Here is a 25235-nt window from a genome sequence, read left to right on the forward strand (position 1 = left end):
CAATAGCTGGCGTAAAAAAAAATGTGCCAGGACAGCAAGTAGGCTGATTTCCAGGTTAAAAAAATGAATACTTCGTCCTAGCTTCACAACCCGGAGGGTGTTGGCCAGTACGGGAGCCAAGTGCTAAGTTGCGGGGTGCAGCTGCCGATGCGGGGTGTTTTTTCTGGTTGGATATTGATTTGGCGAAGTTGGCCGGACCCGGTACCTTCGCTCCGCGTTTTCACTCGGCCTCTTGTGGGCCGTTAAACCTCATCTCCCTTTATTATGGCTAAAATTAAAGTCGCCATCAACGGCTTCGGCCGCATTGGCCGCCTGACGTTCAAGTCTCTTCTTGGCCGCGACAACGTTGAAGTTGTTGCCATCAACGACCTGACTGATAACAAAACGCTGGCGCACCTGCTGAAGTACGATTCGGTACACGGCCGTTTCGATGGCACGGTGACCTACGACGAGGAAAGCCTGACGGTAAACGGCCAGCGCATCGCCGCCCTGGCGGAGCGTGACCCCAAGCTGTTGCCCTGGGGCAACATGGGCGTTGACGTGGTGCTGGAATCGACCGGCCGTTTCGTCGACGAAGCCGGCGCTGGTCAGCACATCACCGCTGGCGCCAAGAAAGTTGTGATTTCGGCTCCGGCTACCGGCAACATTCCCACGGTAGTACTGGGCGTAAACGAAGATATTCTGACCGGCAACGAGACCATCATCTCGAACGCCAGCTGCACCACCAACTGCCTGGCCCCCATGGCTAAGGTGCTCGACGAGGTGTTCGGTATCGAGAAAGGCTACATCACCACGGTACACGCCTACACTTCCGACCAGAACCTGCAGGATGCCCCCCACAAGGACCTGCGCCGCGCCCGCGCCGCTGCCTACAGCATTATCCCCACCAGCACCGGTGCTGCCAAGGCCGTTGGTCTGGTGCTGCCCACGCTGAAGGGCAAGCTCGATGGGTTGGCCATGCGCGTACCCGTGCCGGACGGCTCGATGACCGACTTGACCGTGGTGCTGAAGAAAGAAGCCACCAAGGAGCAAATCAACGAGGCCCTGAAGTCGGCCGCCAACGGCGCCATGAAAGGCATCATCGAGTACGCTACCGACCCGCTGGTGAGCATCGACATCGTGGGCAACCCCCACAGCTGCATCTTCGACTCGGAGCTGACGGCTGCCAGCGGTACGCTGGCTAAAGTTATCGGCTGGTACGACAACGAAACCGGCTACAGCACCCGCACCGCCGACCTGATCCAGAAGCTGGGTGAGGCCATGAGCAAGTAAGGGCGGCATCTTTGCTGACTACCTAAAGAAAGCCTGCCCGCTTGGGTGGGCTTTTTTTATGTGAAGCAGCGCGTTTGCTGCTCAACTTTCCGCTACCTCCTGCGTTGTTGCCGTCTATGTCCGATACGTTGCGCATCTGCTTTCTTGTCAACCCCAACTCCGGCACCAACCGGCGCCAGGACGTACCTGCCCTCATAGCCCGTTACCTGCCGGGCGAGGCCGTGGCGTACGAGGTGCGGCTAACGCAATACGCCGGCCACGCCGTGGAGCTGGCCCGGCAGGCCGCCGCCGATGGGTTCCGCATTGTGGTGGCCGTGGGCGGCGACGGCACCGTTAATGAGGTAGGGCGCGGGCTGCTGGGCACGGCGGCGGCGCTGGGCATTCTGCCCCGGGGCTCGGGCAACGGGCTGGCCCGGCACTTGCGGGTGCCGTTGGCTCTGCCCGAGGCTATTCGGCAACTGGCAACTCCCGCGTTCCAGCGTATTGATGTGGGCTACATCAATGAGCGGGCTTTTTTCTGCACGGCGGGGCTGGGCTTTGATGCGCACGTAAGCAAGTGCTTTGCCGTGGCTGGTACCCGGGGCCTGGGCACCTACGTGCAGGTGGCCCTGCGCGAGTATCGGCGCTACCAGCCCACGCCCATTCAGGTAACCATGCAGGGCAACACGCTGGCAACGAACTGCTACATGCTGGCTTTTGCCAACGCGGCGCAGTATGGAAACAACGCCTACATTGCTCCCCTGGCCGATATTGCCGATGGCCTGCTGGACTTGTGCCTGATTGATGCGCTACCTTTGCGGCGGGCCGTGCGGGTTGGTATCGGGTTGGCCCTGGGCAACCTGCCCGCCTCCGGGGCCGCCGTATACCATACCTGCAGCCAGGTGCGGGTGCAGGCGGCGCGGGCGCTGGGTTTTCACGTCGACGGCGACTACGTGGGCGATGCGCGCGAGTTTGACGTTCGGCTGGAGCCCCTGGCGCTGGAAGTCGCTGTTCCGGGGCAAAGCCGATAGACGCCAGCGGGCAGCACAAACTCCGGGCTTACTTTGTCATAATCAGCCGAGAATAGCTGGCAGGACCGTTTTACCACTTCACATAGGGTTATATGAAAACCGATAAAAACCGCAAGAGTCGGGAAGGCGTGGTGTACTCAACCAATGCGGACTTTGAGTACCAGCACAGCCACGAGGAGGACGCCGAAACCCTGCCGCCCCAGCAGCAAAATCTGCGCGTGCAGCTCGATAAAAAATCCCGCGGGGGCAAAATGGTGACGCTCATTACCGGCTTCGTGGGCAAAGACGCCGACTTGCAGAGCCTGGGCAAGCTGCTGAAAACCAAGTGCGGGGTGGGCGGCAATGCCAAGGACGGCGAAATCCTGATTCAGGGCGACTTCCGCGACAAAGTGCTGGCCGTGCTGCTCGAGCAGAAATACAAGGCGAAAAAGGCCGGGGGATAAGGGCGCTGGTCGGCGGAGCAAACCAGCGGACCGTACAACCTTCCACCGGCCTGCCTTAGCACCAAACTCTTGTCTTATCTGCTCCTGACTTCTGCCTTTGGAACCCACAACCCTTCATAGCGTAGCCGAAAGCGGCGTCATCAGTGCCGTACAGTGGCTCAAGCTTGGCATCGAAACCGTCGGGGCCTTTATCATCGGGCTGGGCATTCTGGTGGCCGGGCGCCTGTTTGTGCTGGCCCTGTGGCACCGGCGCACGGCCGATTTTACGGCTATTCGGCTCACGCTGGCGCGCTACCTGGCTCTGGCCCTGGAGTTTCAGCTGGGCGCCGATATCTTATCCACGGCAATAGCGCCGAGTTGGGAGCAGATCGGTAAGCTGGGTGCTATTGCCGTGATTCGCACGGCGCTGAATTTTTTCCTGTCCAAGGAAATGAAAGACGAGCAACGGGCCGAGGGCGAGCAGCACATAAGCCAAAAAACAGATCGGCTGGCGCAGCAGGCACCGCCCCCGGCGGCCTGAGTTTTGGGCTTACCGAGCCTGGCCGGCCAGCACCTGCAGGGCCCGCTCGACATCTTCGGGCGTATCAATGCCCAGCGTGGCTACCGTCGTTTCGGCGGTCAGAATATGGTAGCCGTTTTCCAGCCAGCGCAGCTGCTCCAGCGACTCGGCTAGTTCAAGCGGGGAGGGCGGAAGCTGGGTTATTTCAGCCAGAATATCGGGGCGGTAGGCATACAGGCCGATGTGGCGCAGGTAGCGGTGCTGGCGCAGCCACTGGTCTGGCGGGGCCTGGCGCAGGTAGGGCAGGGGGTGCCGACTAAAGTACAGGGCTTGCCCGCGCGCGTCGAGCACTACCTTCGGCATGTGCGGGCTCAGCAGCTCCTCCTGGGTTTCCACGGGCTTTACCAAAGTAGCTAGCTGGGTGCGCGGGTCGGCTTCGAATAGGCGAACCAGCGCATTGATCTGCTCGGGCTGAATGAATGGTTCGTCGCCCTGAATATTGATGATGCAGTCGGCCGGGGCGTCGAGCTGGCAATACGCGTCGAATACCCGGTCGGTGCCGCTGGGATGGTCGGGAGAAGTCAGCAGGGCCTCGCCGCCAAAGCCGCGCACGTGGTCCAGAATCCGCTCATCGTCGGTAGCAACGACCACGCGGCTCAGCTGGGCCTGCCGGGCCTGCTCGACCACCCGCTGAATCATGGTTTTGCCGCCCAGGTCGGTCAGCGGCTTACCGGGCAGGCGGGTGGAGGCGTAGCGGGCGGGAATGATACCAACAGCGTTGAGCATAGCGGCAAAGGCGAAGAAAGCGGAGAAAATCAGGCCGAAAGTAGCCCAAAGGTAGGCTTCCACCCAATATGGCGCTAAATTGGCTAACCCTGGGTTTCGGAACGATTGGCGCGGCCGGCTCATAACCCGATAGTCCTGGTTTGGCCAGGCTTACCCGGTCGGCTCCAGGATTATTTATTTATCTTTCGGCGCGTTTACTCTGCTGGCAGCGTGCCATCTGTTCCCATCTTCTCGCCCGTTGCCTGTTTTTCGCGCCCTGTCCGTATGACTCGTTTTTCTTTGCTAGTAGCCACATTTCTTACCTGTGGTTTTTCTGCCAGTGCGGCCGTTGGGCCCGTGGTCTTGCCTGATTCCATTGGCGTTGAGTACCGCAATAATAAAATCCTGATCAAGCACCGGGTCGGGCCCGGCGAAACGCTCTACGGGCTTAGTCGCCGCTACAAGGTGCCCGTCGACCAGATTGTGGAGGCCAATCCCAAGCTGGAAGGCACGCTCGTAACCGGCCAGATTGTGCTGGTCCCGCGCAACCGCGTTGTGATGACCACCGCCGGTGCGGCCAAACCGGCGGCTACGCCCGCCGCGCCCAGCGCCGCTACCCGCGAGCTGACCACCGATGCCCGGGGCAACAAAGTATATAAGGTAGAGAAGGGGCAAACCCTGTTTTCCATTGCCCGCCGCTTCAATACCACCCCTGATGCCCTGGCCCAGCTGAACAAGCTGCCGGAAAATGCCGGCGTCCGGATTGGCCAGACCCTGATTATTGTGCCTGCGAGTGGGGGCAGTGGGGCTGCCGAGCCTGCCGTTGCGGCGGCTCCAGCGCCCAAAGCCCCGGTGCCTAAAACCCCGGCCCCTACCAATCGGCCGGAACGGGCCGAGGAAGCCGACAAGGAAAAAGAAATCGCGCCGGCTACCCCGCCGACTACTCCGGCCAAAGAGGAGGAGAAAGCCCCCGAGCGGGCCAGCGAGATTGTGCGTAAAGTCACGGAGGGCGGCTTGGCGGCCGTAATTGAAGGCGGCGGAACCGATAAGTATCTGGCCCTGCACAAAACCGCGCCGGTGGGGACCATTATGCAGGTGCGCAACATTATGAATGGGCAGTCGGTGTACGTGCGCGTTATCGGGCAGCTGCCCGATACGGGTGAAAACAGCAACATCCTGGTGCGCCTCTCCAAGCGCGCCGTGCAAAAGCTGGCTACTCCTGATTCGCGCTTCCGTGTGGAAACCTCCTACGTGCCGTAGCCCGGGCTTCCCCGAGGCATTTTCCCTAAAGGCTGTCGATTCGATGGCCTTTATCGTTTACTACCTATTTACCAACGTCCTTTTTCCGTGCAAGCAGCGCAAGTCAACAAGATTCGGGAAGTGCTGGAGGAGCGCTACCGGCGCTACAACCAGCCCAGCTTCATTGCGCACGACCCCATCAGTATTCCGCACGGTTTCAGCCAGCGGCAGGATGTCGAAATCAGCGGCTTGTTTGCGGCCCTGCTGGCCTGGGGGCGGCGCCCCACCATCATCAGCAAGTGCCAGGAGCTGCTACGCCGCATGGACAACGCGCCCTACCAGTTTATCCGCCAGCACCAGGATGAGGACCTGAAACAGCTGCTGGGCTTCTGCCACCGCACCTTCTGCGACACCGACCTGCTGTACTTCGTGCACTGGCTGCGCTGGTTTTATGCCACCCACGACACGCTGGAAGATGCGTTTTTGCAGGGCTCTACCCAGCGTGAGCGGCTCGAAAACTTCCACGACCTGTTTTTTAGCTTGGAGGATGCGCCCCAGCGTACCCGCAAGCACGTGGCCACGCCGGCCCGGGGCTCGGCCTGCAAGCGGGTGAACATGTACCTGCGTTGGATGGTGCGCCAGGATGGCCACGGCGTCGACTTCGGCCTCTGGACCCGCCTGCCCATGGCCGAGTTGGTCTGCCCCATTGATGTGCACGTCGAGCGCCAGGCCCGGCAGCTGGGGTTGCTGGAGCGCCCCGTCGTGGACTGGCGGGCCGCCGAAGAGCTGACGGACAACCTGCGCCAGCTCGACCCGCAGGACCCGGTGAAGTACGATTTTGCCTTGTTTGGCCTGGGTGTTGAAGAAAAACGCTGAAGACGTAGGCCATTTGGCTATTAGCACCACTAGAAAACGCCGCCCCTTCCCAGGAAGAGGCGGCGTTTTTTGTGAGTTAAGTCCGGCCTTACAGGGTGTACACTTGCAGAAAGCCCCCTTTACGCTCGGCGTGATGGCGCAGCATGAGGCCTTTGTTGCCGGGTAAAGTAGATAGGAAGAGGTAGTCCGGGTTGTCCCGGTCTTCCCCGGCCAGCTTGGCCACGGGCGCTATGCGCCGCAGCAGGGGGTCGTCCTGCTCGGCCGCCAGCAGGGCGTCGAGGCGCATCTGGCTGGTACCGCTGCCTTCCCAGGTGCAGAAGCGGCCGGCCGTAAGGCTCAGCTTGGTGCCCAGGTTCTTGACTTCCTCGCTGGGCCAGGCCGCCGTGGTCTTCAGCTGACCTTGGGTATCGTAGGTCGCAAAAAGGGTTTGCCGGTAGCGCGCCGGGGTAAACTGCATGGTCAGGGCGCCCGAGCTTGGGGCGCGCAGGTAGCTGACCCGCCGCAGATAATTCACTTCCCGGATCTGGGCGCTGGGCTTCAGCGGGTAGGGCGCCTGCACGGCCGAGAGCAGCTTACCGTCGGCGGAGTAGCGCTGCAGGAACGTGCCAAAGGTGCGCTCCGAGTCGTGGCGGGGGCCGTACTTCTCGTTGGCATATTCCCCCAAAAACCAGCATTCCCCGGTGGTGGGCTCCAGGTAAAAGTCGCCGATGGCGCCCATGCTCACGTCGTACAAATCGTAGGTGGTCGAGTACACCTTGCCGCTGCCGGTGCTGCTGGTTTTCGTTATCCAGACCGGGGTGTGGCCCTGGCCGGCGTAGTGGGGCATTTTGCCCGAGTAGTAGCTGTAGGTGCCGGGTTTGAGCTGCTGGTGCAGGGCGCTGGTGAAGCCCCCCACCGCGTGGCCGGCGTTATCCAGAATTTTGACTTCAAACTCAAAGCCTTCGTCGCCCTTGAAATTTGATTTCTGGCCGGGCGTGCCGGTGTGGCGGTAAAAGAAGTTGCGGTTGGGCTGGTGGCCGCCAAATACCCAGTCGGTAAACCGGTCTTTGTCTTCCTTGTCACTGAAGCGGGCGGGCAGCTCCAGCTTGGTGTGCTGCAGGGTGTGGGTCGTCAGGTCGTAGCGGTCCAGGAAAAACTCCTCGGTCACGTCGCGCGGCTTGCGGTATTCCGACACCATATAGTAGTTGTCGTTTTCCACGAAGCCCGTAAACGTGGTGCGCTCCTCCCGCTTATCCAGCGGGGGTTGGTTGACCAGCTTGCGGCTAACCTTGCCCTGCTCATCCACAATGTGCAGCAGCAGCTGACCGGTTTTGCCTTTGAGCTTGTCGTCGTCGCGGGTTAGGATTTCGGCTACCACCAGGCGGTTGCCCCAGGCCTCCAGGCTCAGGTCGTGGTGCAGATACGTGCTCTTGGGCCGCTGCACTTTCGCTTCCCAGACCGTTTGGCCCCCGCCCGACAATGCCAGCAGGCGGGCCGTGTGGTCGTCGTCGTTGCCAATCCAGGCAACGGTGTTGGCGTTGGCCAGCTGCACGGTGCCGTGAAAAGTTTCGTCCTTGGTCAGCGTAATCGTGCGCACCGATTGCGGCGCCTGGGCCAGGGCCGGCGGCAGGCCCGCCACGGTGCTTAGGGTTACAACGAGTAATAGGTGTTTCATCTAAGGTAAAGCAGAAAAAGGGCAAAAAACTAAAAGGAGCGGCCAACCACCACGTGCAGCTCCCGCAGGGAGAGTACCTCAACGGGGCCTTCACTAGAGTACATATTGTAGAAGCGGGTCGGGCGCAAGTCACCACTCAGGCGCAGAAACCAGTCGGCGCGGGTTCCGGCATACACGCCCTCGAGCATAGCGCTGGGGGAGTGGAAGGGCACAAAGAAGTAAGAAAACCGGTAGCCCAGCCCGGCCCCGATGCCGAAGGTTTTCTTCGTTTTTCGGCTCGCCTTGGCTCCGTAGCGCCAGGTAAGGTATTCGGGGAAATCCAGCAGCAGGCGGGTATTGAACCCGTCAATGTCTTCGGGCGCGCCCAGAATCCCGGCGCTGGCGTTCAGCGAAATTCCAACGGATTGGTCGGGGCTGAACTTATACAGGGGCGTATCGAAGCTGATGCCGCCGGAAATGTGCAGCGCCGTCGAGTTGACCGTTTTCAGATCGTAGGTTTCGTTTTGGGCCCCCGACGTGACAACGTAGGTTTCGGCTACTTCGGGCCCGGTGCTGCGCACCAGCACCACCCCGGTGCCGTAGTAGCCCGAAAACTTGCTGACCTGGGCGTGCGCGCTCGGCAGCACCCCGGCCGACAGCAGCAGGGCGCTCCATAGTACTTTACTCATGTTTAGTTATAGTGAAAGCGCGAAACAAGGCCCTTTTCGCCCACCGCATAAAAGGTGTCCGCAGTGGAAAAATCGGCGGCGTGGTAGTTATTGCGAATGGTAGTGGCATCCGGCCCCAGCACCTGTACCCAGGGCGAGTCGTGCGTGGCATATTCACGGTGCTGCCGGATAATGGTGGAGTTGCCCACGGCCACGATGCGATTCTGCCACTGCGCCAGGCCATACACCGCAAAGGTATTGTTCGGCCAGGCGTAGTTCGAGGACCAGAACGAGCTGGTCGGCGTGGACCCTACCAGATACGCATCCTCGAAGCCCGACTGAGAGTCGCCATAGGACTGGGGCTCGCCTACCCGCACGAAGCCCCGGCCGTTGCGGTAGCGAATCACGTCGTAAATAGTGGTCAGGCTGCCGTGACTGTCGCGCTGCCAGCTCTGGCCCCCATCGGTAGTCTGGTAGCGGGAGCGTTCCGCACCCATAGCTACCCCCGAATCCACCGATGTAAAGGAAACGGCGTGCAAATCCAGGCGCGGATACCAGTTGTACGCGTTCTGGGCCACCCAGCTCTGGCCCCCGTTGCTGGTGCGCAGGATGCTGTTCTGGCTCCCGACGGCGTAACCGACCTGGCTATTGACAAATTGGATGTCATAAGTGGGCGAGTAGTTTACCAGCGTCCAGCTCTGGCCCCCGTCGGCGGTGCGGTACAGCCCCGTGCTGGTGCCGGCCCAGCCCGTGGTGGCCGAGTTGAATACCAGCTTCCGGATATCACCCAGGCTGGAGCGGCTGCGGTTTTGCCAGCTTTGCCCCCCATCGGTGGTCGTCAGCAAAGTCCCCTGATTGCCGCCCACAAAGCCCTGAGTAGCTGAAATGAAGTCGACCGTCAACAAGTCCTGCCCGGCGGCCGCCGCGGGTACTGGCAGGTTTTCGAAACGCATAGTGGAATAGCGGTCAAGAATATACTTTTCCTCAGAACAGCCGCTTACAAGTCCAACAAAAAGATACGCTAGTAGAGTTTTATGCATGCAATCAGATAAATGGTTTCAAAGATATCTGATTTACGAGTGTTACGGTGGAGCTTATTGAAATATTTTAATATGCTGTGTTTATACCCGGAACATAGCCAAAAGAGCCCGAAAACATCATTTATTAACCTGCTTGAATCTTTCCCCTCGCCGCAGATGTTTACTTTTACATTCTTGTTTGATTACGACCCCACTACCCACTACCGAGTTTGATTCTTCCCCATAACTTCGAGCAGAAAATCGGCTTTGCGCAACTGCGCGAGATGCTGGAAAGCTTGTGTTTGAGTGCCCTGGGCCGCCAGTTTTTGGCCAAGATGCAGTTCCAGACCAAGCACGACCAGCTAGAGAAGCTGCTGCTGCAAACCGATGAGTTCCGCGCCCTGCTCCAGTCGGGCGCCGACTTTCCCAGCCAGCACTACCACGACGTACATCCCCACTTGGTGCGCGCTAGCCTGCCCGGGGCCTACCTCGACGTGCCCGCTTTTTTTGCGGTTAAAATGTCGTTGCGTACTATCCGTCAGGCGCTTACCTTCTTTACCCACGCCGAGGAAACCCTGTATCCCACGCTGCGTCTGCTGGGCATCGGCGTGCAGGTCGACCGCAACCTGATGGCGGCCCTGGACAAGGTTATCGACGACGAAGGCCAGGTGCGCGACAACGCTTCCCCGCTCTTGTCGCAGCTGCGTCAGGAGCTGATTAACCGCCAGGGCATGCTGCGCAAGCAGATTGCGGGCATTCTGCGCCACGCCAAAACCGAAGGCTGGATTCCCGGCGACGCCGAGCCTACCATTCGTGGGGGCCGCTTGGTGCTGCCCGTCATTGCCGAGCACAAGCGCCGGGTCAAGGGCCTGATTCATGACGAGTCGGCCTCGGGGCAGACCGTGTTTATCGAGCCCGAAGCCGTTTTTGAGTTAAACAACGACATCAAGGACCTTGAGAATGCCTACCAGCGGGAGCTGATCCGCATCCTCACGGCCCTGACCAGCCAGCTGCGGCCCCACATCCCGGACTTGCGCAAGGCTTATCAGTACCTGGGCCTGCTCGATTTCATCCGGGCCAAAGCCTTGCTGGCCGGCCGCTTGGAAGCTACCATGCCCGTGCTGCACCCCCGCCCGCTGCTACAGTGGAAGCGGGTGCGCCACCCGCTGCTCTACCTCACGTTCAAGGAGCACTTCAAGGAAAACCCGCGCGAGGTGGTGCCCCTGGATATGGACCTCAATCCCGACCAGCGCATCCTGCTGATTTCGGGCCCCAATGCTGGGGGTAAGTCGGTGGCTATGAAGACGGTAGGCCTGGTGCAGTACATGCTGCAGTGTGGCCTGCTGATTCCGGCCGGCGACGGGTCGGAGGCCGGCGTATTCGACGATATTTTCCTCGATATCGGCGACGAGCAAAGCCTGGAAAACGATTTGAGTACCTACTCGTCACACCTGCTGAGCATGAAGCAGTTTGTGACCCTGGCCGGCAAGCGCAGCCTAGTGCTCATCGACGAATTCGGGACCGGCACCGAGCCCGCCCTGGGCGGGGCCATTGCCGAAGCCGTGCTCGACCAGCTCAACCGGGCCCGCAGCTTTGGCGTTATCACCACGCACTATACCAACCTGAAAAACTTTGCCGAGCGCAACGCCGGTATCGTGAACGGGGCCATGCGCTACGACCCCGAGCAGCTCCAGCCGCTCTACCGACTGGAAATTGGCAAGCCAGGCTCCTCGTTTGCCATCGAAATTGCCCGCAAAATCGGGTTGCCCAAGCAAATTGTGGAGCGGGCCACCCAGCTCGTGGGCAAGGACAAAATCCGCTACGACCGGCTGCTGGAGGGCCTGGAGAAGGAAAAGGCTGACCTGGAGCAGCGCACCGCCGAAGCCGCCAAGGCCGAGCGGCGCATGAAAAAAGCCGCCCAGGAATACCAGGACCTCAAGAAGCACCTCGACGATACCACCCTCGACGTGCTGCGCGATGCCAAGGCCAAGGCCAAGCTGCTGCTCAAGGATACCAACCAGCAGATTGAAGCCACCATTGCCGAAATCCGCTCCAATCAGGCCGATAAGGAGAAAACCAAGGATGCCCGGCAGAAGCTCGACACCTTTGTGCGCGAGAAGCTTCAGATTGAGCCGCCCAAGCCCAAGGCTACCCGGGAACTGGCCGATGCTACCACGCTGAAGGCCGGCGACAAAGTGGCCCTCATTGGCCAGGACGGCTATGGGGAGCTGATCAGCATCAAAGGCAAAACGGCCGAGGTGCTATTTGGCGGTATGAAGACCATCGTCAAAGCCAACCAGCTGGAAAAGGTGGGCCGGGCTGAAATTCGGGAGCGGGAGAAAAAGGCCGAAAAAGCCAGCTTCAACTCCTCGGCCAGCCTGGGTATGGACCTGACCGGTCGCATGGCCAACTTCAGCCCCACGCTCGACTTGCGCGGCGAACGGGCCGAAGATGCCCTGCAAAAGGTAATGGCCTTCGTCGACGATGCGGTGATGCTGGGCGTACCGGAAATCAAATTCCTGCACGGCCGTGGCAACGGGGTGCTGCGCCAGGTCGTGCGCGACTACCTGCACCGGGTGCGGGCCGCCGCCAGCGTCGCCGACGAGCACGCCGACCGGGGCGGCGACGGCGCCACCGTGGCCGTGCTGAAGTAATTTATGTTCGTCAGCGAGCCCCAGCATTTTGCGTACCGCAGCAACCTGTCGGCCGAAGCCCTCCGCGCTTCGGCTGACGAGTTTGTTGCCCGGCAGGGGAGCGTGCAGTATCCGAAGATGTATTCGGCCGGCTGGCAGTCGGCAACGGTGCTTGAAGTAGCCCCGAAAGGGGCTTTGGGCGGCCTGAAATATACAGGCCGGCAGCGGGCTACGCTCGACTTCCGGCCTGGTAACGGCGAAACGCTGGTGCACCTGACCGTGTCCCCGGCCGCGTCCTTACCGACCCTGTTCTACGGCATCATCGTGGTGGCCCTGTGGTCGGGCTTTTCCTGCCTGCGGCATAGCCATTGGCTGCACGTGGGGCTGAGCGCGGGCTTTGGAATTCTAGGCACGGGCGCGTTGCGGATACTGCACCAGGCTTCTACCCGACTGCTGCGGCAGGACTTGGAGCGCAGCTTTGAGCTTATGCCACGGTAATTCTAAGGCCTAAGCTCCATAAAAAAGGCGGCCTCCGAACTCGGAGGCCGCCTTTTTTATGTCTGATAGTAAAGGATTATTCCACGACCACGCGGCTAACCTGCGTCGATTCGGGCGTTACTACCTGCACCATATACAGGCCGGCTTTCAGGCTCGAAGCGTCTACTTTCACTTCCTCGCCGGCCCCAATAGTCTGAGTCTGGGTCAGGGCTACGCGGCCGGTGGCGTCGCGCAGGGTGATGGTCGCGGTGCGGGCCTTGCTGGCCGATTCTACGCGCAGTTGGAACTTGCCCTTGGTCGGGTTGGGGTACACCTGGATAGAGGATTGCTGCACCGTGGCCGTTTTGTTGGACAGCACCAGGTTGCACACCGAGATGCCGCGGTTCTGGTCGGCAATGCGGGCGGCAAACTCCTGGTAGTAGCGGTTCACCACCCGCGGATCGTGCACCACCAGGGTGTTTTCATCGTTGGTCGTGTTGGCCGACAGGCTCCAGTTGTGCGAGCCCACGAATACCTGCGGGTCCGACTGCGACGCCCCGGCGTCCACAATCAGGGTTTTGTGGTGCATGATACCGTTGGTATTCTTCACCAGGATGCGGTTGCCCAGGGCCGTGCGCATCGTGCGGAAAATGGCGCCCGTGCCCGTGTTGGAAGTGTCGTTGAGCAGGACTTCCGAGCAGCCGGCAATGGTGCGCAGCTGCACCTGGTCGCGCACTACCTGGCCGATTTCGCTCAGCGTGATGAGCATGGTTTCAACGTGCAGATCGTTGTCGGCCGTGCGGATGCTTTCCAGCAGGCGGGCGTTGACGTTGTCGGTGGGGCTAAACCACGACTCTACGCGCGAGCCACCAATCACGAAGAAGTGGGGCGTGTTGTCCGTTTTGCGGTTGCCATACACCGGGGTGCCCGCCGTAGCGGTGCTAGAGCCCCACATTTCCTCAAACTCCATCGTGTAGGTGCGGGCCAGGCTCTGATCCTGCACGGCAATGACGTTGTTAGGGTCGGTAAAGAGCTGGGCCTGCGTCCAGTTGGTCGAGCCGGTCCAGACCCAGGGGCGGTTGGCGTTGGTGCTGTTGGCGTCGATAATCACAAACTTGTTGTGCATGATGCCCCGGTTGCTGGCGTCGCTGTCCGAGTCGCGGCCGATGCGGGGAATGGCCGAGTTCAGCACCCGCACGCTGGCATTGGTATTGGTGGCCTCGTAAATCAGGCGCACTCTCACCCCGCGGGCCTGGGCCCGGTTAATGGCATCGGTAATCGTCTGGTTGTTCCAGTTGTAGATGGCCACGTCGAGGGTTTCCTGGGCCTGGTCGATGTAGCGGGCCAGCGTGTCGGGCACCGTCTGATTCAGGTAGAGGGCCGCGTTGGAAGGCAGTGCCAGGCTGGTGTTTACGGAGCTGTTAAAGTAGTTCCGAATTTTGCCGGTCGAGTTCGATACCGTAATCATGGGCACGATGCCACTGGTCGAAGTACCGTTGGCGTTGGTCGACGACACGCGCACGTAGTACACGGTGGCGGGCTGCAGGCCACTCAGGCTCACTTCGTGGGCCGTGGTAGCGGCGGGCGTGGTCAGCACGGTGCCCAGGGCGGGGGTGGGGCCGTACTCCAGCTTGGTGTCGCCGGCAAACTGCGTGGTGAAGGAAACCGTGAAGCTGTTGCGGGTCAGGGCCGAGGGCACCGGGCCATTCAGAATCTTGGGACCTTCCAGAATAATATCCGCGTAGAGGCGCGGCAGCAGCTGGTAGCCACCCGTGCCCGTGCTGGAAAACTGGCTCATGATGCCGATGATATCGAACGGGCCCCGGGGCACGGGCTTGCCCACCAAGCCATTGGCGCCGGTCGAAGCTGTATTGGGGCGAATCACCAGCGTGGGCTGGGCGTTGAGCAGGTAGTTGGTATTGCCCGTAAAAACGGTGACGGCGGCTCCGTTGGCGCCCGTGATGCTGGTGGCACTGTTGACGCGAACCAAGCGGCTCTCATACGTTTCGGCGTACACCGAGGCCGCCGTGGCCACATCCACTTCCGTTATCGTCAGCGGGCGGTTTTGGCCCAGCACCGTAACCGACGTCACGGGGTCAATTTCCAGAATGCCGTTGAAGTTTTTCAGCGTCCCCCGTACTTCAATACTGTCGCCGACGCCTAGGCCGGTAAAAGCGGCCGTGGTGGCGTAGGCGGCCAGCCCCGCTTCTTTATCCTGCAAATAGCGAATGGCACCGAGTTCGGACCCGTTGGAAACGGTGCCGCGCACCGCTACCGTTGCGCCCACACCCTTGGCCCGGGCAGCGGCAATGGTTTCCACGGTTTGGGCAAGGGCCGGCCGGACGCTTGCCCCGAGAGCAAGCAGGCCTAGAAGAGTAATTCTTTTCATGAAATGTGGGTAGGAGGCACTGAGAAAAAAGGCGCACAAAGAAACACAACGCCGGGTTAACCACAGGTTAAGTTATGGCTAACCCGGCGCTGGAGGGCTACTCAGGAATGGAAAGCAGGGGGCGGGGGGCCGGATTATTCCGCATCATCGGCGGTGCGTACCCGGGAGGTAGAGCGCTTTTTGGTGTCCGTAATCATGGGCACGGCCGGCGAGGAGGAGGTTCCCACCGAGTTGGTCGACGATACCTTAACGTAATACACGGTGCCGGGCTGCAGATCGGTCAGGGAAATGTTGTGCTTGGTGGTCTGAGTGGCGTTGGCTACCACCGTGCCCAGGGCCGAGGTTTTGCCGTATTCCACCTTGGTATCCCCGGGGTTCTGGGTTTGAAAGGTAACGGTGAAACCCGTGCGGCTCATTTCCGTGGGTACTGGCTCGCCCATCACATTGGGCAGGCCGCCACCCAGGATGAAGTCGGTATAGAGACGGGGCAGAATCTGGTAGCCCCCTGTGCCCGAGTTGGTAAACTGGCTGACCACGCCCACCAGGTCGAAGTCGCCGACGGGGGCGGCTTTGCCCACCAGGCCGGTTTCGCCGGCCGAGGCCACATTGATCCGAATCGGGTTGCTTTTCTGCCCGTTGATCAGATAGTTGCTGTTGCCGTTCATGCTCGTCAGCGGCGAGCCGTTCAGCGTTGTCAGCGTCGAGACGCCCTTGATTTTCACCAGCCGGCCTTCGTAGGCTTCGGCGTACACTTTCGCTAGCTCGGCGGCGGGTACTTCCACGATGCTCAGGCGGCGGTTTTTGGCCAGCACTTTCACCGAGGAAATAGGGTCCATTTCCAGCAGGCCGTTGTAGTTTTTCAGTGTGCCGCGCAGCTCCACACTGTCGCCCAGCACCAGGGAAGAAAAGCCCTGGGCGTTGAGCGAGTAGGCCGCCAAGCCGGCGTCCTTGTCTTGCACGTAGCGCAAACCCCCGAGTTCGGGGCCGTTGGATACGGTACCGCGAATCACGACAGTTGCCCCCGGGCCGGCTGCGCGGGCCGCCGTAATAGTCACCGGGGCTTGCGCGTGAGCAGAAGTTGCGCCACCAACGAGCAGCGCGAGGAAAGTAACGTTTTTCATCAAGCTAAAAAGCAACAAGTGGTTGAGTTCAGGTCAGCGTGTAAAACACAAATATGCCTATTTCTAGCCTAATTGTAATTACGGATTTCGCGCAAAATGACCTCCACCCTTGAGAAGCTGATCGGGTTGATGCAAGGAATCAGCAATACTTACAAAATATTGACCTCCGGGTGCAGCTCCACCCCAAACTTTTCCCGCACCGAGGCAATGATTTCCTGGGCCAAATCCCGGATGGCCCCGCCCTGGGCCCCGCCGTGATTCACGAGCACCAGGGCCTGCCGGTCGTGCACGCCGTGGGCCCCGAAGCGCCGGCCTTTCCAGCCGCACTGCTCAATCAGCCAGGCGGCGGGCACCTTCACGCCCCCCGGCACGGGGTAGCCGGGTAGGTCGGCATACTGGCTTTTGAGTTCGTCGTACTTGGCCTGAGAAATTTCGGGGTTCTTGAAGAAGCTGCCCGCATTGCCGATCTGGGCCGGGTCGGGGAGCTTGCTGCGCCGGATCTGAATAACGGCCTCGCTCACGTCGTGGGGCGTGGGGTCGGCTTCGATGCCCATGTCGGCCAGGGTGGTGCTGATGGCCCCGTAGCTGACGTTGATCTGATGCTTGCGCCGCAGCTGCAACACCACGCCCGTGACGATGTACTGGTTGCGCAAGGGGCCCTTGAACACACTTTCGCGGTAGCCGAAGCCGCACTGCTCGTGGGTGAAGGTGCGTAGCTGCCCGGTGCTGATTTCCACAGCTTCGAGGTGGTCGAACGTGTCTTTGAGCTCCGCTCCATAGGCCCCGATGTTCTGCAGCGGGGCCGCGCCCACCGTGCCAGGTATCAACGACAGATTCTCGATGCCGCTCAGGTTCTGGCTCAAGGCGTACTGCACCAGCCCGTGCCACGACTCGCCGGCCCCGGCCCGCACCAGGGCCGTATCCTGGGCTTCATCCTGGGCAATGATTTCGAGGCCGGTGATTTCATTTTTGAGTACTACGCCGTCGAAGTCCTGGGTGAAAAGCAGGTTGGAGCCCCCACCCAGCACCAGTTTCTCGGCCTGCTGCACCTCGGGTAAAGCCAGCAGGGCGCGCAATTCCTCCACCGAGCGGAAGCGGGCAAATAGGCGGGCCTGGGCGTCGATGCCGAAGGTGTTGAAAGGCAGCAGGGAAACGTGGTGTTCTAAAACGGGAGCCGAAGCCATAGCAAAGCGGAGTAAATGCGTGGAACGGCAAAGTTAGCCGTTTACCGCTTGTGGGAGTCGGTAGAAGGATGACCCTGTAATTCCTGCGCGAAATGAAAAGGCCTACTCGTTGAACTAGCTTGTCCTTACCCAAATCTTTCGGAAAGCTAGGAGTTCACGAAACTCGTGCCCCTGGGCGTTTTCTGTACTTTGATAAACTGAACCAGTTTCCTGAACTCAATCTGGGCTGTAGGACGACTTTGCCATGCCAATAAATGTGCATAAGCAGCAGTTCAGGAAAAGGAGCGTAACATTATGCTCCACTAAAAATACTTCTTGCATGCGTACTCGCTGGCTATTCGTCTTGCTGCTTTGGAGCCGGGTTCTTTCCAGCACTGGTCAAGCCTATGCACCGGCCTCGTTCCGCGAAACGCCCCCACCCGCAATTGGGAGTTCGGCCTGGTTGAAGTTGAACTACGCGCCGGGGTATTCTGTGAAAAACGTTGACGGGAAGCTCCTGACCGGAAAAAGCAGCGAGCAGAACGCCACCCAGTTGCAAACGCCCGACGGGACTTTCCTTGGCGAAGACCATGGCGAGTGGGGCGGGAAGTTGGTGTTTCAGTCCGCCGCGAAACAAACCAAACCGGTGCCCATTAAAGAGGGCAACATCCGCCTGATTTTCCAGGCCAATAACTGCGTGTACTTCATCGAGGGCTTAGCCCACATGAGTTTGAATGCCGGGGCGCTCTACCAAATCACCGGAACGGCCCCGGCGTTTACGTGGACTAAATTAGCGGATTTCGACGACGCGCCAGAAGCGTTTGCGGTGGTGGGCAACGACGTATACATTGCCCAATTTCACGGCTTTACCATACTGCGGAATCTACAGAAAGAGGTCATTGTGAAGAAGACCTTTTGGAGCAGTCTGTATCCTAATTCCGTGGCCGTTTTCAACAACAACGAGGTCTGCATTGGCCTGCGAGGAGGCTACGTGCGGCTAAATACCCAAACGAAAACGTTTCGGTTCTTTCAGCACATGCCTTAAGGTGTTACTGCAACTGTTCACTTAAACGGTGGTTTTCATTGAAAAGGCGCTAGGCGCCGTTCACCCTGCTATAGCTTCTGTTTTCTCAGAGACCACCAGCAATACTAAAAAAGTGTTTCAACCATAAGCTGAAACACTTTCAAAAGTTGGGTAAAGGCAAGTAGGGTAGACAAGCAGGCTTCGAGCCGAATCAATCAAGCCGCTCTACCGCACCCGGTACCCGCTCAGGCTGTAGAACAACAGGTACGCGTAGCACAGGGCCGGCAGCACGAAGGCCACCCGCAGGCCGCCGCCGTTGGTGGCAATCCAGCCCATGAGGGGCGGAATGATGGCCCCGCCCACAATGGCCATAATCAGGTAGGACGAGCCTTGTTTGGTGAACTTGCCCAGGCCGGTAATGGCCAAGGGAAACACCACGGGCCAGATAATGGAGTTGCACAGGCCGCAGAGCACCACCAGCCACAGGGCCGTTTCGCCCCGGCTGGCCAAGGATGCCAGCACAAACAAAGTGCCGGCCGCACACACGCCCACCAGCAGCTTGCGGGCGTTGAAGCGCGTGAGCAGCGGAATACCGATGATGCGGCCCACCATCAGCCCAAACCAGTAGGACGACACCAGCACCGCGCCCACGGCCTTGGTAAAGCCCGTGTTGGTGTCGATGGGCTCGGGGGAGTGGCCAAACAGGGCCGCGGCCCAGCCGGTAGCCACGCTCAGGCCCCGCACCAACTGCTGGGTGAAGCCGCTGAGCTGGCTGATGTTCTGGCTTTCCCCGTAGCGAATCAGAAAGGAGCCCAGGCCTACTTCGACGCCCACGTACATGAAGATGGCGCCGATACCGAGCACCAAATGGCGGTAGTCGAGGGCCGAGCGGCGGCCGGTGCTGCCGGCTTCGGCAGCCAGGGCGGCTTCCTCGTCGGCGGGAATACTCTCGATTTCGGGCAGGCGCACCAGGAAAAACAGCACCGCCAGCAAAGCCAGGAACAAGGCCAGGCCCAAGTAGAGGGGCTTGACCAGCGTGGCTTCCTGCGTCAGGCGCTGCTCCAGGGGCAGGGCTGCCAGCTGGGCTTGGAGCACGGCCGAGCCCCCAAACAGGATCAGGCCGCCGATGAGGGGCGAGATGGTGCCACCCAGCCCGTTGGCCACGCCCACGATGCTCACCCGGCTGGCTGCCGTGCGGGCCGGCCCCAGTACGCTCACGTAGGGATTGGCCGCCACCTGCAGCAGCGTCACGCCCGCGCCAAGCAGACTCAGGGCCAGCAGAAACAAGCCGAACGTGCGCGAATTAGCCGCCGGTACAAACAGCAGCGCCCCGGCCGCCATGACCAGCAAGCCCAGCACAATGCCGCGCTTAAAGCCGATGCGCTCCAACACCTTGCCCGCTGGCAACGACATCAAAAAGTACGCCCCGAAAAAGGCCGACTGCACCAACGACGACTGCAGATCGGTGAGCTGGCACACGTCCTTGAGGTAGGGCATGAGCACGTCGTTAAAGTTGGTGACGGCCCCAAAGAGAAAAAACAGGGTCGTCATCAGCAGCATGGGACCTGCGTAGGAGCGGGTGGCAGTGCTGGCGGAAGTAGAGGAGGAAGAAACGGGAGCGGCCATGCAGGCGGGAGAGTGGAACTAGTGAGGCCTTAAAGATAAGAATTCGGGCGAAGCGCGGCGGCAAGCCAGTGGCCCGACCAGTAGCGCGAACTTTGGCTGTGCGTATCAGCACGTTAATCGTGGAAACGGCTCGGGGCACGCGTACTACAAAGTTCGCGCTACTTCCAGAGGGGCCACTGGTGCGGCTCCTTCGGCCGGGCAGCCAGCCAGCGGCCCGGCCGCCACGGGGCCGGAGCTTCGGAAAATAAGGCGTCGGGGGCGGCTTCGAGCAGGCGGGCCGGTCAGTTCGGGGAAGGCAAGAGAGAAAGTAGCCCCGGCGCTTCCGGCCGCGCCCGGGCCGCCGCTGCACAGCGTAATGATTTGTTAACTTCCGGCGGTGGCTGCCGGGACCAGAACTAGCGTTGAGCATACGGCCGGTACTCAGGCCGGCGCCCCGTGCCATGAACTCCTCCCCCCTGGAAATAGGCCTGTTTGCCAGCAGCGGGCTACTGTTATTTCTGTACTCCGTCAACCGCCTGGCCCTGGCGTTGCGGCAGGTAGCCGGCCCCCGGGTGCAGGACATCCTCCACCGCTTCACCCGCTCGGTGCCCCTGGCGATTCTCACCGGCACGGTCGTTACCACCCTGCTCGATTCCTCTTCCGTGGTGATTATTCTGGCCATTGCCCTGGTCAGTGCCGGGGCCTTGCCGTTCCGCAACTCCCTGGGCGTGGTGCTGGGGGCTAACATCGGCACCACGATTTCCAGTCAGCTATTCGCCTTCGACCTGGGCCAGTACGCCGCCGTGGCCATGCTGCCGGGGCTGCTGCTCTTGTCGCTGAGTAAAAAACGCGGGGGGCGCACGGCGGGCCGGGCCCTGTTCTGCTTTGGCCTGCTGTTCTTCAGCCTGTTTCTGCTGGGCGAAGCGGCGGCTCCGCTCAAAGACTACCCCGGCGTGCAGGCCTGGCTGCTGCAGCTCGAAACGCCCCTGCGCGGGGCCGGGGCCGGGGCCCTGCTTACCCTGCTGATTCAGTCGTCGTCGGCCACGCTGGGCATGGCCATCAAGCTGGCCGACAAAGGGCTGCTGACCCTGCCGGCCGGCATAGCCGTAATGCTCGGGGCCGAGCTGGGCACCTGTTCCGATACGCTGCTGGCGACGCTGGGCCGGGGGCGCCCCGCCCTGAAAACCGGGCTGTTTCACCTGTTCTTCAACGTCCTGTCCATTGCCCTGGGCCTGCTGCTAATCGGGCCCTTCACCGCCCTGGTGCTGCACCTGGCCGACGGGACCCACGTGGCCCGGCAGCTGGCCCACGCCCACGTGCTGTTCAACGTGGGCGGCGTGCTGTTGTTTGCCCCCCTGCTGCCTTTGTGCCAGCGCCTGCTCGATGCCTGGCTGCCCGACGAGGGCCTGCCCGCAGCCGGGGCGCGGCCCCAGGTAGCCTAAGGCTACGTGGGCAGGTAGGGGCCGTGGCGCCGGGCCCGCCGCCGCCCTGGGTCTGCGGGGTAGTACTTGCTGTAATGGTTTGATAATAAGGATAGTGGGTTGGGGTATTGCATCTTTGCGCCGGTCGTCTACCCACTTGTCGCAACCACTATGCGTATTTTTCTTGGGGTCCTTCTCGTCGTGCTGGGGCCCACGGGTCTGGTGTCGCAGGCGCAATCTGCTCAGCCGTATCCACCCCTGACGGGACAGGTTGAAAACGCGGCTCATCACCCCCTGGCGGGCGTGAGCGTCCTGGTGACGGGCACCGCCATCAGCACCACCACGAATGCGGAGGGGACGTTTTTACTGCCTCTCGCGGGGCCCGGTACCTACACCCTGCGGTTTGATTACCCGGCCCACCTGCTGACGGATGTCGTGGTGACGGATACCACGCGCCTGCCGCTGCGGGTAAGGCTGTTTTCGACCCGCCCGCCGGCGCATCCGCGGCGGACCAGGCACTAGTCCGGGGTGGGGGCTACGCAGGAGGCCGGGCAAGAGGGAGCGGCAGCAAAAAACTCCGACCTTTGTGGTTCTTCATTTCCTTAGCTCCCCGCCTTATGTCTGAAAACCGCCGCGACGCCACCTTCTTTATGACCGCCACCACCCAGTTTGGCCTGGAAGAAGTTTTGGCCCAGGAGCTGCGGGACCTGGGCGCCAAAATCGAGAAGGTGGGGCAGCGGGCCATTGAGTTTACCGGTACCAAGCAGCTGCTCTACGAGGCCAACCTCTGGTGCCGCACCGCCGTGCGCATCCTCAAGCCCTTCGCCGGCTTCTACGCCCGCGACGAAAAGGCCCTCTACCGCGAAGTCGGCCGCATCGACTGGCAGAACTACATCCGCCCCGACCAGACCTTCGCCATTACGGCCGTGGTCAACAAGTCCACGTTTGAGCACTCCCTGTATGTGGCCCAGCTCACCAAGGATGCCATTGTCGACCAGTTTCGCAACCGCACCGGCTCGCGGCCCAGCGTGGACGTCAAGAACCCTGACATCCGCCTGCACCTGCACATGATTGAAAATGACGTCGTGCTCAGCCTCGACGCCTCCGGCGACTCCCTGCACCGCCGCGGCTACCGCCAGCAAACCAACGTGGCCCCCTTGAACGAGGCCCTGGCCGCCGGCATCATTCTGCTCACGGGCTGGGACGGGAAGAAGCCGTTTATTGACCCCATGTGCGGCTCGGGCACCTTGCTCACCGAGGCCGCCCTGATTGCCCAGCGCATTGCCCCGGGCTTGTATCACCAGGGCAAGTTTAGCTTCCAGAACTGGGCCGACTTCGACCAGCAGCTCTGGGATTCGGTGGTGATGGACGCCCGCAGTGCCCGCCTCGACGAGCCCCAGGCCTACCTTGCCGGCTCCGACCTGTCGCGGGAGTACATCGAGCTGGCCCGGGAAAACGTGGCCGCCGCCGACCTGGAGGACTTTATCCGCCTGGGGGTGCGCGACGTGAAAGACGCCCAGGCTCCGAAGAACGAGCCGGCCGGCATCGTGGTATCCAACCCGCCTTACGGGGAGCGAATCGGGGAGGAGGCCCAGATGGAAGCGCTGTATAAAACCATCGGTGACACGCTCAAAACCAGCTTCCAGGGCTACGACGCGTACTTGTTTACCGGCAACCTCGAAGCCGCCAAGCGCGTGGGCCTGAAAGCTTCCCGCCGCATTCCGCTCTTCAACGGGCCCATCGACTGCCGCCTCTTGAAGTACGAACTGTATCAGGGCACCCGCAAAACGGCCCGTCCGGAGTAGCCAGCGCCCGGATTTTCGCGTAGCGCCCCGTCGGCCCCCGTGGTCGGCGGGGCGCTGCCAGTTTCGCGCCCCGCCCCGCCGCGACTGTTCTGCCCGCGGGGTGAATTAGTTGCGTCATTTATTGCTAGTATTGTGCAAGGTCCTGCCGCGCTGCGGGCCTCCTTTGCCGGCTCTTGCTCTCTCTAATTCCCACCATGAAGAAAACCATGCTCCGCCTGCTGCTGGCGGCTTCTCTACTGCCGCTGGCGGCCTCAGCCCAGTCTATTACCCGCGTGAACCCGACGAACTGGTGGGTGGGTATGAAAAACGGCAGCGTGCAGCTGCTCGTCTACGGCCCCCAGGCCGGCACGCTGAGCTATACAGTTAACTATCCGGGGGTGAAGCTGGTGAAAGCCAGCACGGTCGAAAATCCCAACTACGCCTTTCTGGACCTGACTATTGCGGCCACGGCCAAACCCGGCACTGTGAGTATTGTTGGCAAAAAAGGCACCCAGACTGTAACCCAGAAATGGGAGCTGCTGGCCCGCGACAACACCGTGAAAGCTCAGGGCGTGACCCAGGCCGACCTGATTTACCTGGCCATGCCCGACCGGTTTGCCAACGGGGACCCCAGCAACGACAAGTTTGCCGACCTAGCCGACCCGAATATGGACCGGGCCAACCCCTTCTTCCGCCACGGCGGCGACTTGCAGGGGGCCGCCCAGCGCATTGGCTACCTCAAGGACTTGGGTATGACGGCCGTGTGGTTTACGCCCGTGCTGGAAAACGACCAGCCCCTGACCAACGAGGGCGGCACCATGCGCGCGGCCTACCACGGCTACGGCTTCACCGACCACTACACCGTCGACCGGCGCCTGGGCGGCAACGCGGCCTACAAGGCCTACGTGCGCCAGGCCCACGCCGCGGGCCTGAAAGTGGTGCAGGATGCGGTGTACAACCACGTGGGCATCAACCACTGGTTTGTCAAGGACTTGCCGATGAAAAGCTGGCTCCACCAGTGGCCCACCTACACCAACACCAGCTACCGGCAGCAGCCCATTACCGACCCCCACGCCGCCCAGATTGACCGCCGCGTAACTCTGGACGGCTGGTTTGTGCCCTTCCTGCCCGACCTCAATCAGCAGAATCCTTACGTGGCCAACTTCCTGATTCAGCACGCCATCTGGTCGGTGGAAACGTTTGGCGTAGATGCCTGGCGTATTGATACCTACATGTACAACGACCAGCCCTTCATGAACCGCTGCAACGCGGCCTTGCTCACGGAGTATCCCAAGATTCACATCTTCGGCGAGTCGTCCGTGACCAGCATTGTGGACCAGGCCTACTACGTCAAGAACAAGATTGACTTCCCCTTCAAATCCAACCAACCCGGCGGCCTCGACTTTGTGGTGGAAGGCGCCATGCTGGCCGGCCTGAAGGAAGTGGGCACCCCGGCCGCCACGGGCTGGGACAACGGCCCCCAGCGTCTCTACCAGGCCCTGGCCCAGGATGCCGTGTACCAGGACCCCACCAAGCTGGTGACCTTCATCGACAACCACGACCACAACCGGTTTTTGTCGGAAGTAGGGGAGGACTTTGACCGGTACAAAATCGGCCTGACCTGGCTGCTGACTACCCGCGGGATTCCCAGCCTGTATTACGGCACCGAAATCCTGATGAAGAACTTCAAGGACCCCACCGACGCCGAGGTGCGCAAGGACTTCCCCGGCGGCTGGCCCGGCGACAAGGAGAATAAGTTTACCGCCGCCGGCCGCAGCCAGAAGGAAAACGAGGCCTTCAACTTTGTGCGCACCCTGGCTACCTACCGCCGTACCCACCCCGCCCTGCACTCGGGCAAGCTGATGCAATATCTGCCCGAAAATGGCCTCTACGTGTACTTCCGCTACGATGCCTCGGGTACCGTGATGGTGGCGACTAACACCACCGATAAGGCGGCAGCCCTGCCCACGGCCCGTTTTGCGGAGCGGATGAGCGGCTTTAACAAAGCCCGCAACGTACTCAATGGCGAAACCTTGAGCAGCTTGGCAACCCTGCAACTGCCGGCCAAAACGGCGGTGGTGCTGGAGCTGATGAAGTAAGCCGGCTACTCTCGTTCCGCACAGAAAGCCCCGCCTGCTACCCAAAGAGGCGGGGCTTTTTGTGCGTTGGGAGCTGCTGCATGTAATTACCTTGG

The 25235-nt window shown here is 61.1% G+C and carries 21 protein-coding genes; 13 read left to right on the top strand and 8 right to left on the bottom strand.

Annotated features, from left to right (window positions below; genetic code table 11):
- Positions 1 to 264: 264 nt before the first annotated feature.
- The 4 genes from gap (at position 265) to E5K02_RS02205 (ending at position 3245) form a co-directional block, all read left to right on the top strand.
- On the top strand, positions 265 to 1272 hold the full coding sequence (gap, locus tag E5K02_RS02190; protein WP_135391668.1) for a type I glyceraldehyde-3-phosphate dehydrogenase: 1008 nt from the start codon (positions 265 to 267) through the stop codon (positions 1270 to 1272).
- A 116-nt stretch (positions 1273 to 1388) separates the two neighbouring features.
- The gene (locus tag E5K02_RS02195) at positions 1389 to 2282 is read left to right on the top strand and encodes a diacylglycerol/lipid kinase family protein (protein ID WP_135391669.1); all 894 of its coding nucleotides are present in this window, start codon (positions 1389 to 1391) and stop codon (positions 2280 to 2282) included.
- Between the two features lie 92 nt (positions 2283 to 2374).
- The gene (locus E5K02_RS02200; RefSeq protein ID WP_135391670.1) at positions 2375 to 2725 is read left to right on the top strand and encodes a translation initiation factor; all 351 of its coding nucleotides are present in this window, start codon (positions 2375 to 2377) and stop codon (positions 2723 to 2725) included.
- 97 nt (positions 2726 to 2822) lie between these two features.
- Positions 2823 to 3245 (top strand): DUF1622 domain-containing protein, encoded by a 423-nt coding sequence (locus tag E5K02_RS02205; RefSeq protein ID WP_240737116.1) that lies wholly within the window; start codon positions 2823 to 2825, stop codon positions 3243 to 3245.
- A 9-nt stretch (positions 3246 to 3254) separates the two neighbouring features.
- Here E5K02_RS02205 and kdsB read toward each other — a convergent pair whose 3' ends face one another.
- On the bottom strand, positions 3255 to 4010 hold the full coding sequence (gene kdsB / locus E5K02_RS02210) for a 3-deoxy-manno-octulosonate cytidylyltransferase (protein WP_135391672.1): 756 nt from the start codon (positions 4008 to 4010) through the stop codon (positions 3255 to 3257).
- 264 nt (positions 4011 to 4274) lie between these two features.
- Here kdsB and E5K02_RS02215 point away from each other — a divergent pair, with 264 nt between their 5' ends.
- Positions 4275 to 5249 carry a DPBB and LysM peptidoglycan-binding domain-containing protein gene (locus E5K02_RS02215; RefSeq protein WP_135391673.1) on the top strand — a complete coding sequence of 325 codons (975 nt, stop codon included), beginning with the start codon at positions 4275 to 4277 and terminating at the stop codon, positions 5247 to 5249.
- Positions 5250 to 5336: 87 nt separating this feature from the next.
- Positions 5337 to 6104, top strand: a complete 768-nt coding sequence (locus E5K02_RS02220; RefSeq protein ID WP_135391674.1) for a TIGR02757 family protein — start codon at positions 5337 to 5339, stop codon at positions 6102 to 6104.
- Positions 6105 to 6192: 88 nt separating this feature from the next.
- On the opposite strand, the gene E5K02_RS02225 is transcribed toward E5K02_RS02220, so the two are convergent.
- The 3 genes from E5K02_RS02225 to E5K02_RS02235 are packed head-to-tail and all read right to left on the bottom strand — an operon-like array spanning position 6193 to position 9358.
- Entirely contained in the window at positions 6193 to 7758 is a 1566-nt protein-coding gene (locus E5K02_RS02225) for a hypothetical protein (RefSeq protein ID WP_135391675.1), read from the bottom strand.
- 29 nt (positions 7759 to 7787) lie between these two features.
- A complete protein-coding gene (locus E5K02_RS02230; RefSeq protein ID WP_135391676.1) occupies positions 7788 to 8426 on the bottom strand; it encodes a hypothetical protein in 639 nt (212 codons plus the stop codon).
- A gap of 2 nt (positions 8427 to 8428) precedes the next feature.
- Positions 8429 to 9358 (bottom strand): WD40/YVTN/BNR-like repeat-containing protein, encoded by a 930-nt coding sequence (locus E5K02_RS02235; RefSeq protein WP_167856254.1) that lies wholly within the window; start codon positions 9356 to 9358, stop codon positions 8429 to 8431.
- 296 nt (positions 9359 to 9654) lie between these two features.
- Here E5K02_RS02235 and E5K02_RS02240 point away from each other — a divergent pair, with 296 nt between their 5' ends.
- Together E5K02_RS02240 and E5K02_RS02245 are read left to right on the top strand one after the other, a co-directional pair.
- Positions 9655 to 12078, top strand: coding sequence for an endonuclease MutS2 (locus E5K02_RS02240; protein ID WP_135391678.1), 2424 nt, complete (start codon positions 9655 to 9657; stop codon positions 12076 to 12078).
- Positions 12079 to 12081: 3 nt separating this feature from the next.
- Complete coding sequence (locus E5K02_RS02245) at positions 12082 to 12555, top strand: hypothetical protein (RefSeq protein ID WP_135391679.1); 474 nt, start codon at positions 12082 to 12084, stop codon at positions 12553 to 12555.
- Between the two features lie 76 nt (positions 12556 to 12631).
- On the opposite strand, the gene E5K02_RS02250 is transcribed toward E5K02_RS02245, so the two are convergent.
- From E5K02_RS02250 to murB, 3 genes are all read right to left on the bottom strand, one after another.
- Complete coding sequence (locus tag E5K02_RS02250) at positions 12632 to 14923, bottom strand: phospholipase D-like domain-containing protein (RefSeq protein ID WP_135391680.1); 2292 nt, start codon at positions 14921 to 14923, stop codon at positions 12632 to 12634.
- A gap of 134 nt (positions 14924 to 15057) precedes the next feature.
- A complete protein-coding gene (locus E5K02_RS02255) occupies positions 15058 to 16044 on the bottom strand; it encodes a fibronectin type III domain-containing protein (protein WP_135391681.1) in 987 nt (328 codons plus the stop codon).
- A 149-nt stretch (positions 16045 to 16193) separates the two neighbouring features.
- Positions 16194 to 17228: a UDP-N-acetylmuramate dehydrogenase gene (murB, locus tag E5K02_RS02260; protein WP_135391682.1), complete on the bottom strand. Its 1035-nt coding sequence runs from the start codon at positions 17226 to 17228 to the stop codon at positions 16194 to 16196.
- Between the two features lie 472 nt (positions 17229 to 17700).
- Here murB and E5K02_RS02265 point away from each other — a divergent pair, with 472 nt between their 5' ends.
- Positions 17701 to 18252, top strand: a complete 552-nt coding sequence (locus E5K02_RS02265) for a hypothetical protein (protein ID WP_135391683.1) — start codon at positions 17701 to 17703, stop codon at positions 18250 to 18252.
- A gap of 204 nt (positions 18253 to 18456) precedes the next feature.
- Here E5K02_RS02265 and E5K02_RS02270 read toward each other — a convergent pair whose 3' ends face one another.
- Positions 18457 to 19857, bottom strand: coding sequence for a sugar MFS transporter (locus E5K02_RS02270; RefSeq protein WP_135391684.1), 1401 nt, complete (start codon positions 19855 to 19857; stop codon positions 18457 to 18459).
- A 440-nt stretch (positions 19858 to 20297) separates the two neighbouring features.
- On the opposite strand from E5K02_RS02270, the gene E5K02_RS02275 reads away from it, so the two are divergent.
- From E5K02_RS02275 to E5K02_RS02290, 4 genes are all read left to right on the top strand, one after another.
- Entirely contained in the window at positions 20298 to 21278 is a 981-nt protein-coding gene (locus tag E5K02_RS02275) for a Na/Pi cotransporter family protein (RefSeq protein ID WP_135391685.1), read from the top strand.
- Between the two features lie 201 nt (positions 21279 to 21479).
- Complete coding sequence (locus E5K02_RS02280; RefSeq protein WP_167856255.1) at positions 21480 to 21779, top strand: carboxypeptidase regulatory-like domain-containing protein; 300 nt, start codon at positions 21480 to 21482, stop codon at positions 21777 to 21779.
- Positions 21780 to 21874: 95 nt separating this feature from the next.
- The gene (locus E5K02_RS02285; protein WP_135391687.1) at positions 21875 to 23062 is read left to right on the top strand and encodes a THUMP domain-containing class I SAM-dependent RNA methyltransferase; all 1188 of its coding nucleotides are present in this window, start codon (positions 21875 to 21877) and stop codon (positions 23060 to 23062) included.
- A gap of 206 nt (positions 23063 to 23268) precedes the next feature.
- Positions 23269 to 25140, top strand: a complete 1872-nt coding sequence (locus E5K02_RS02290) for a glycoside hydrolase family 13 protein (RefSeq protein ID WP_135394745.1) — start codon at positions 23269 to 23271, stop codon at positions 25138 to 25140.
- Positions 25141 to 25235: the final 95 nt, after the last annotated feature.

Source organism: Hymenobacter metallicola (assembly GCF_004745645.1).
In the GTDB taxonomy this organism is placed as follows: Bacteria; Bacteroidota; Bacteroidia; order Cytophagales; family Hymenobacteraceae; genus Hymenobacter; species Hymenobacter metallicola.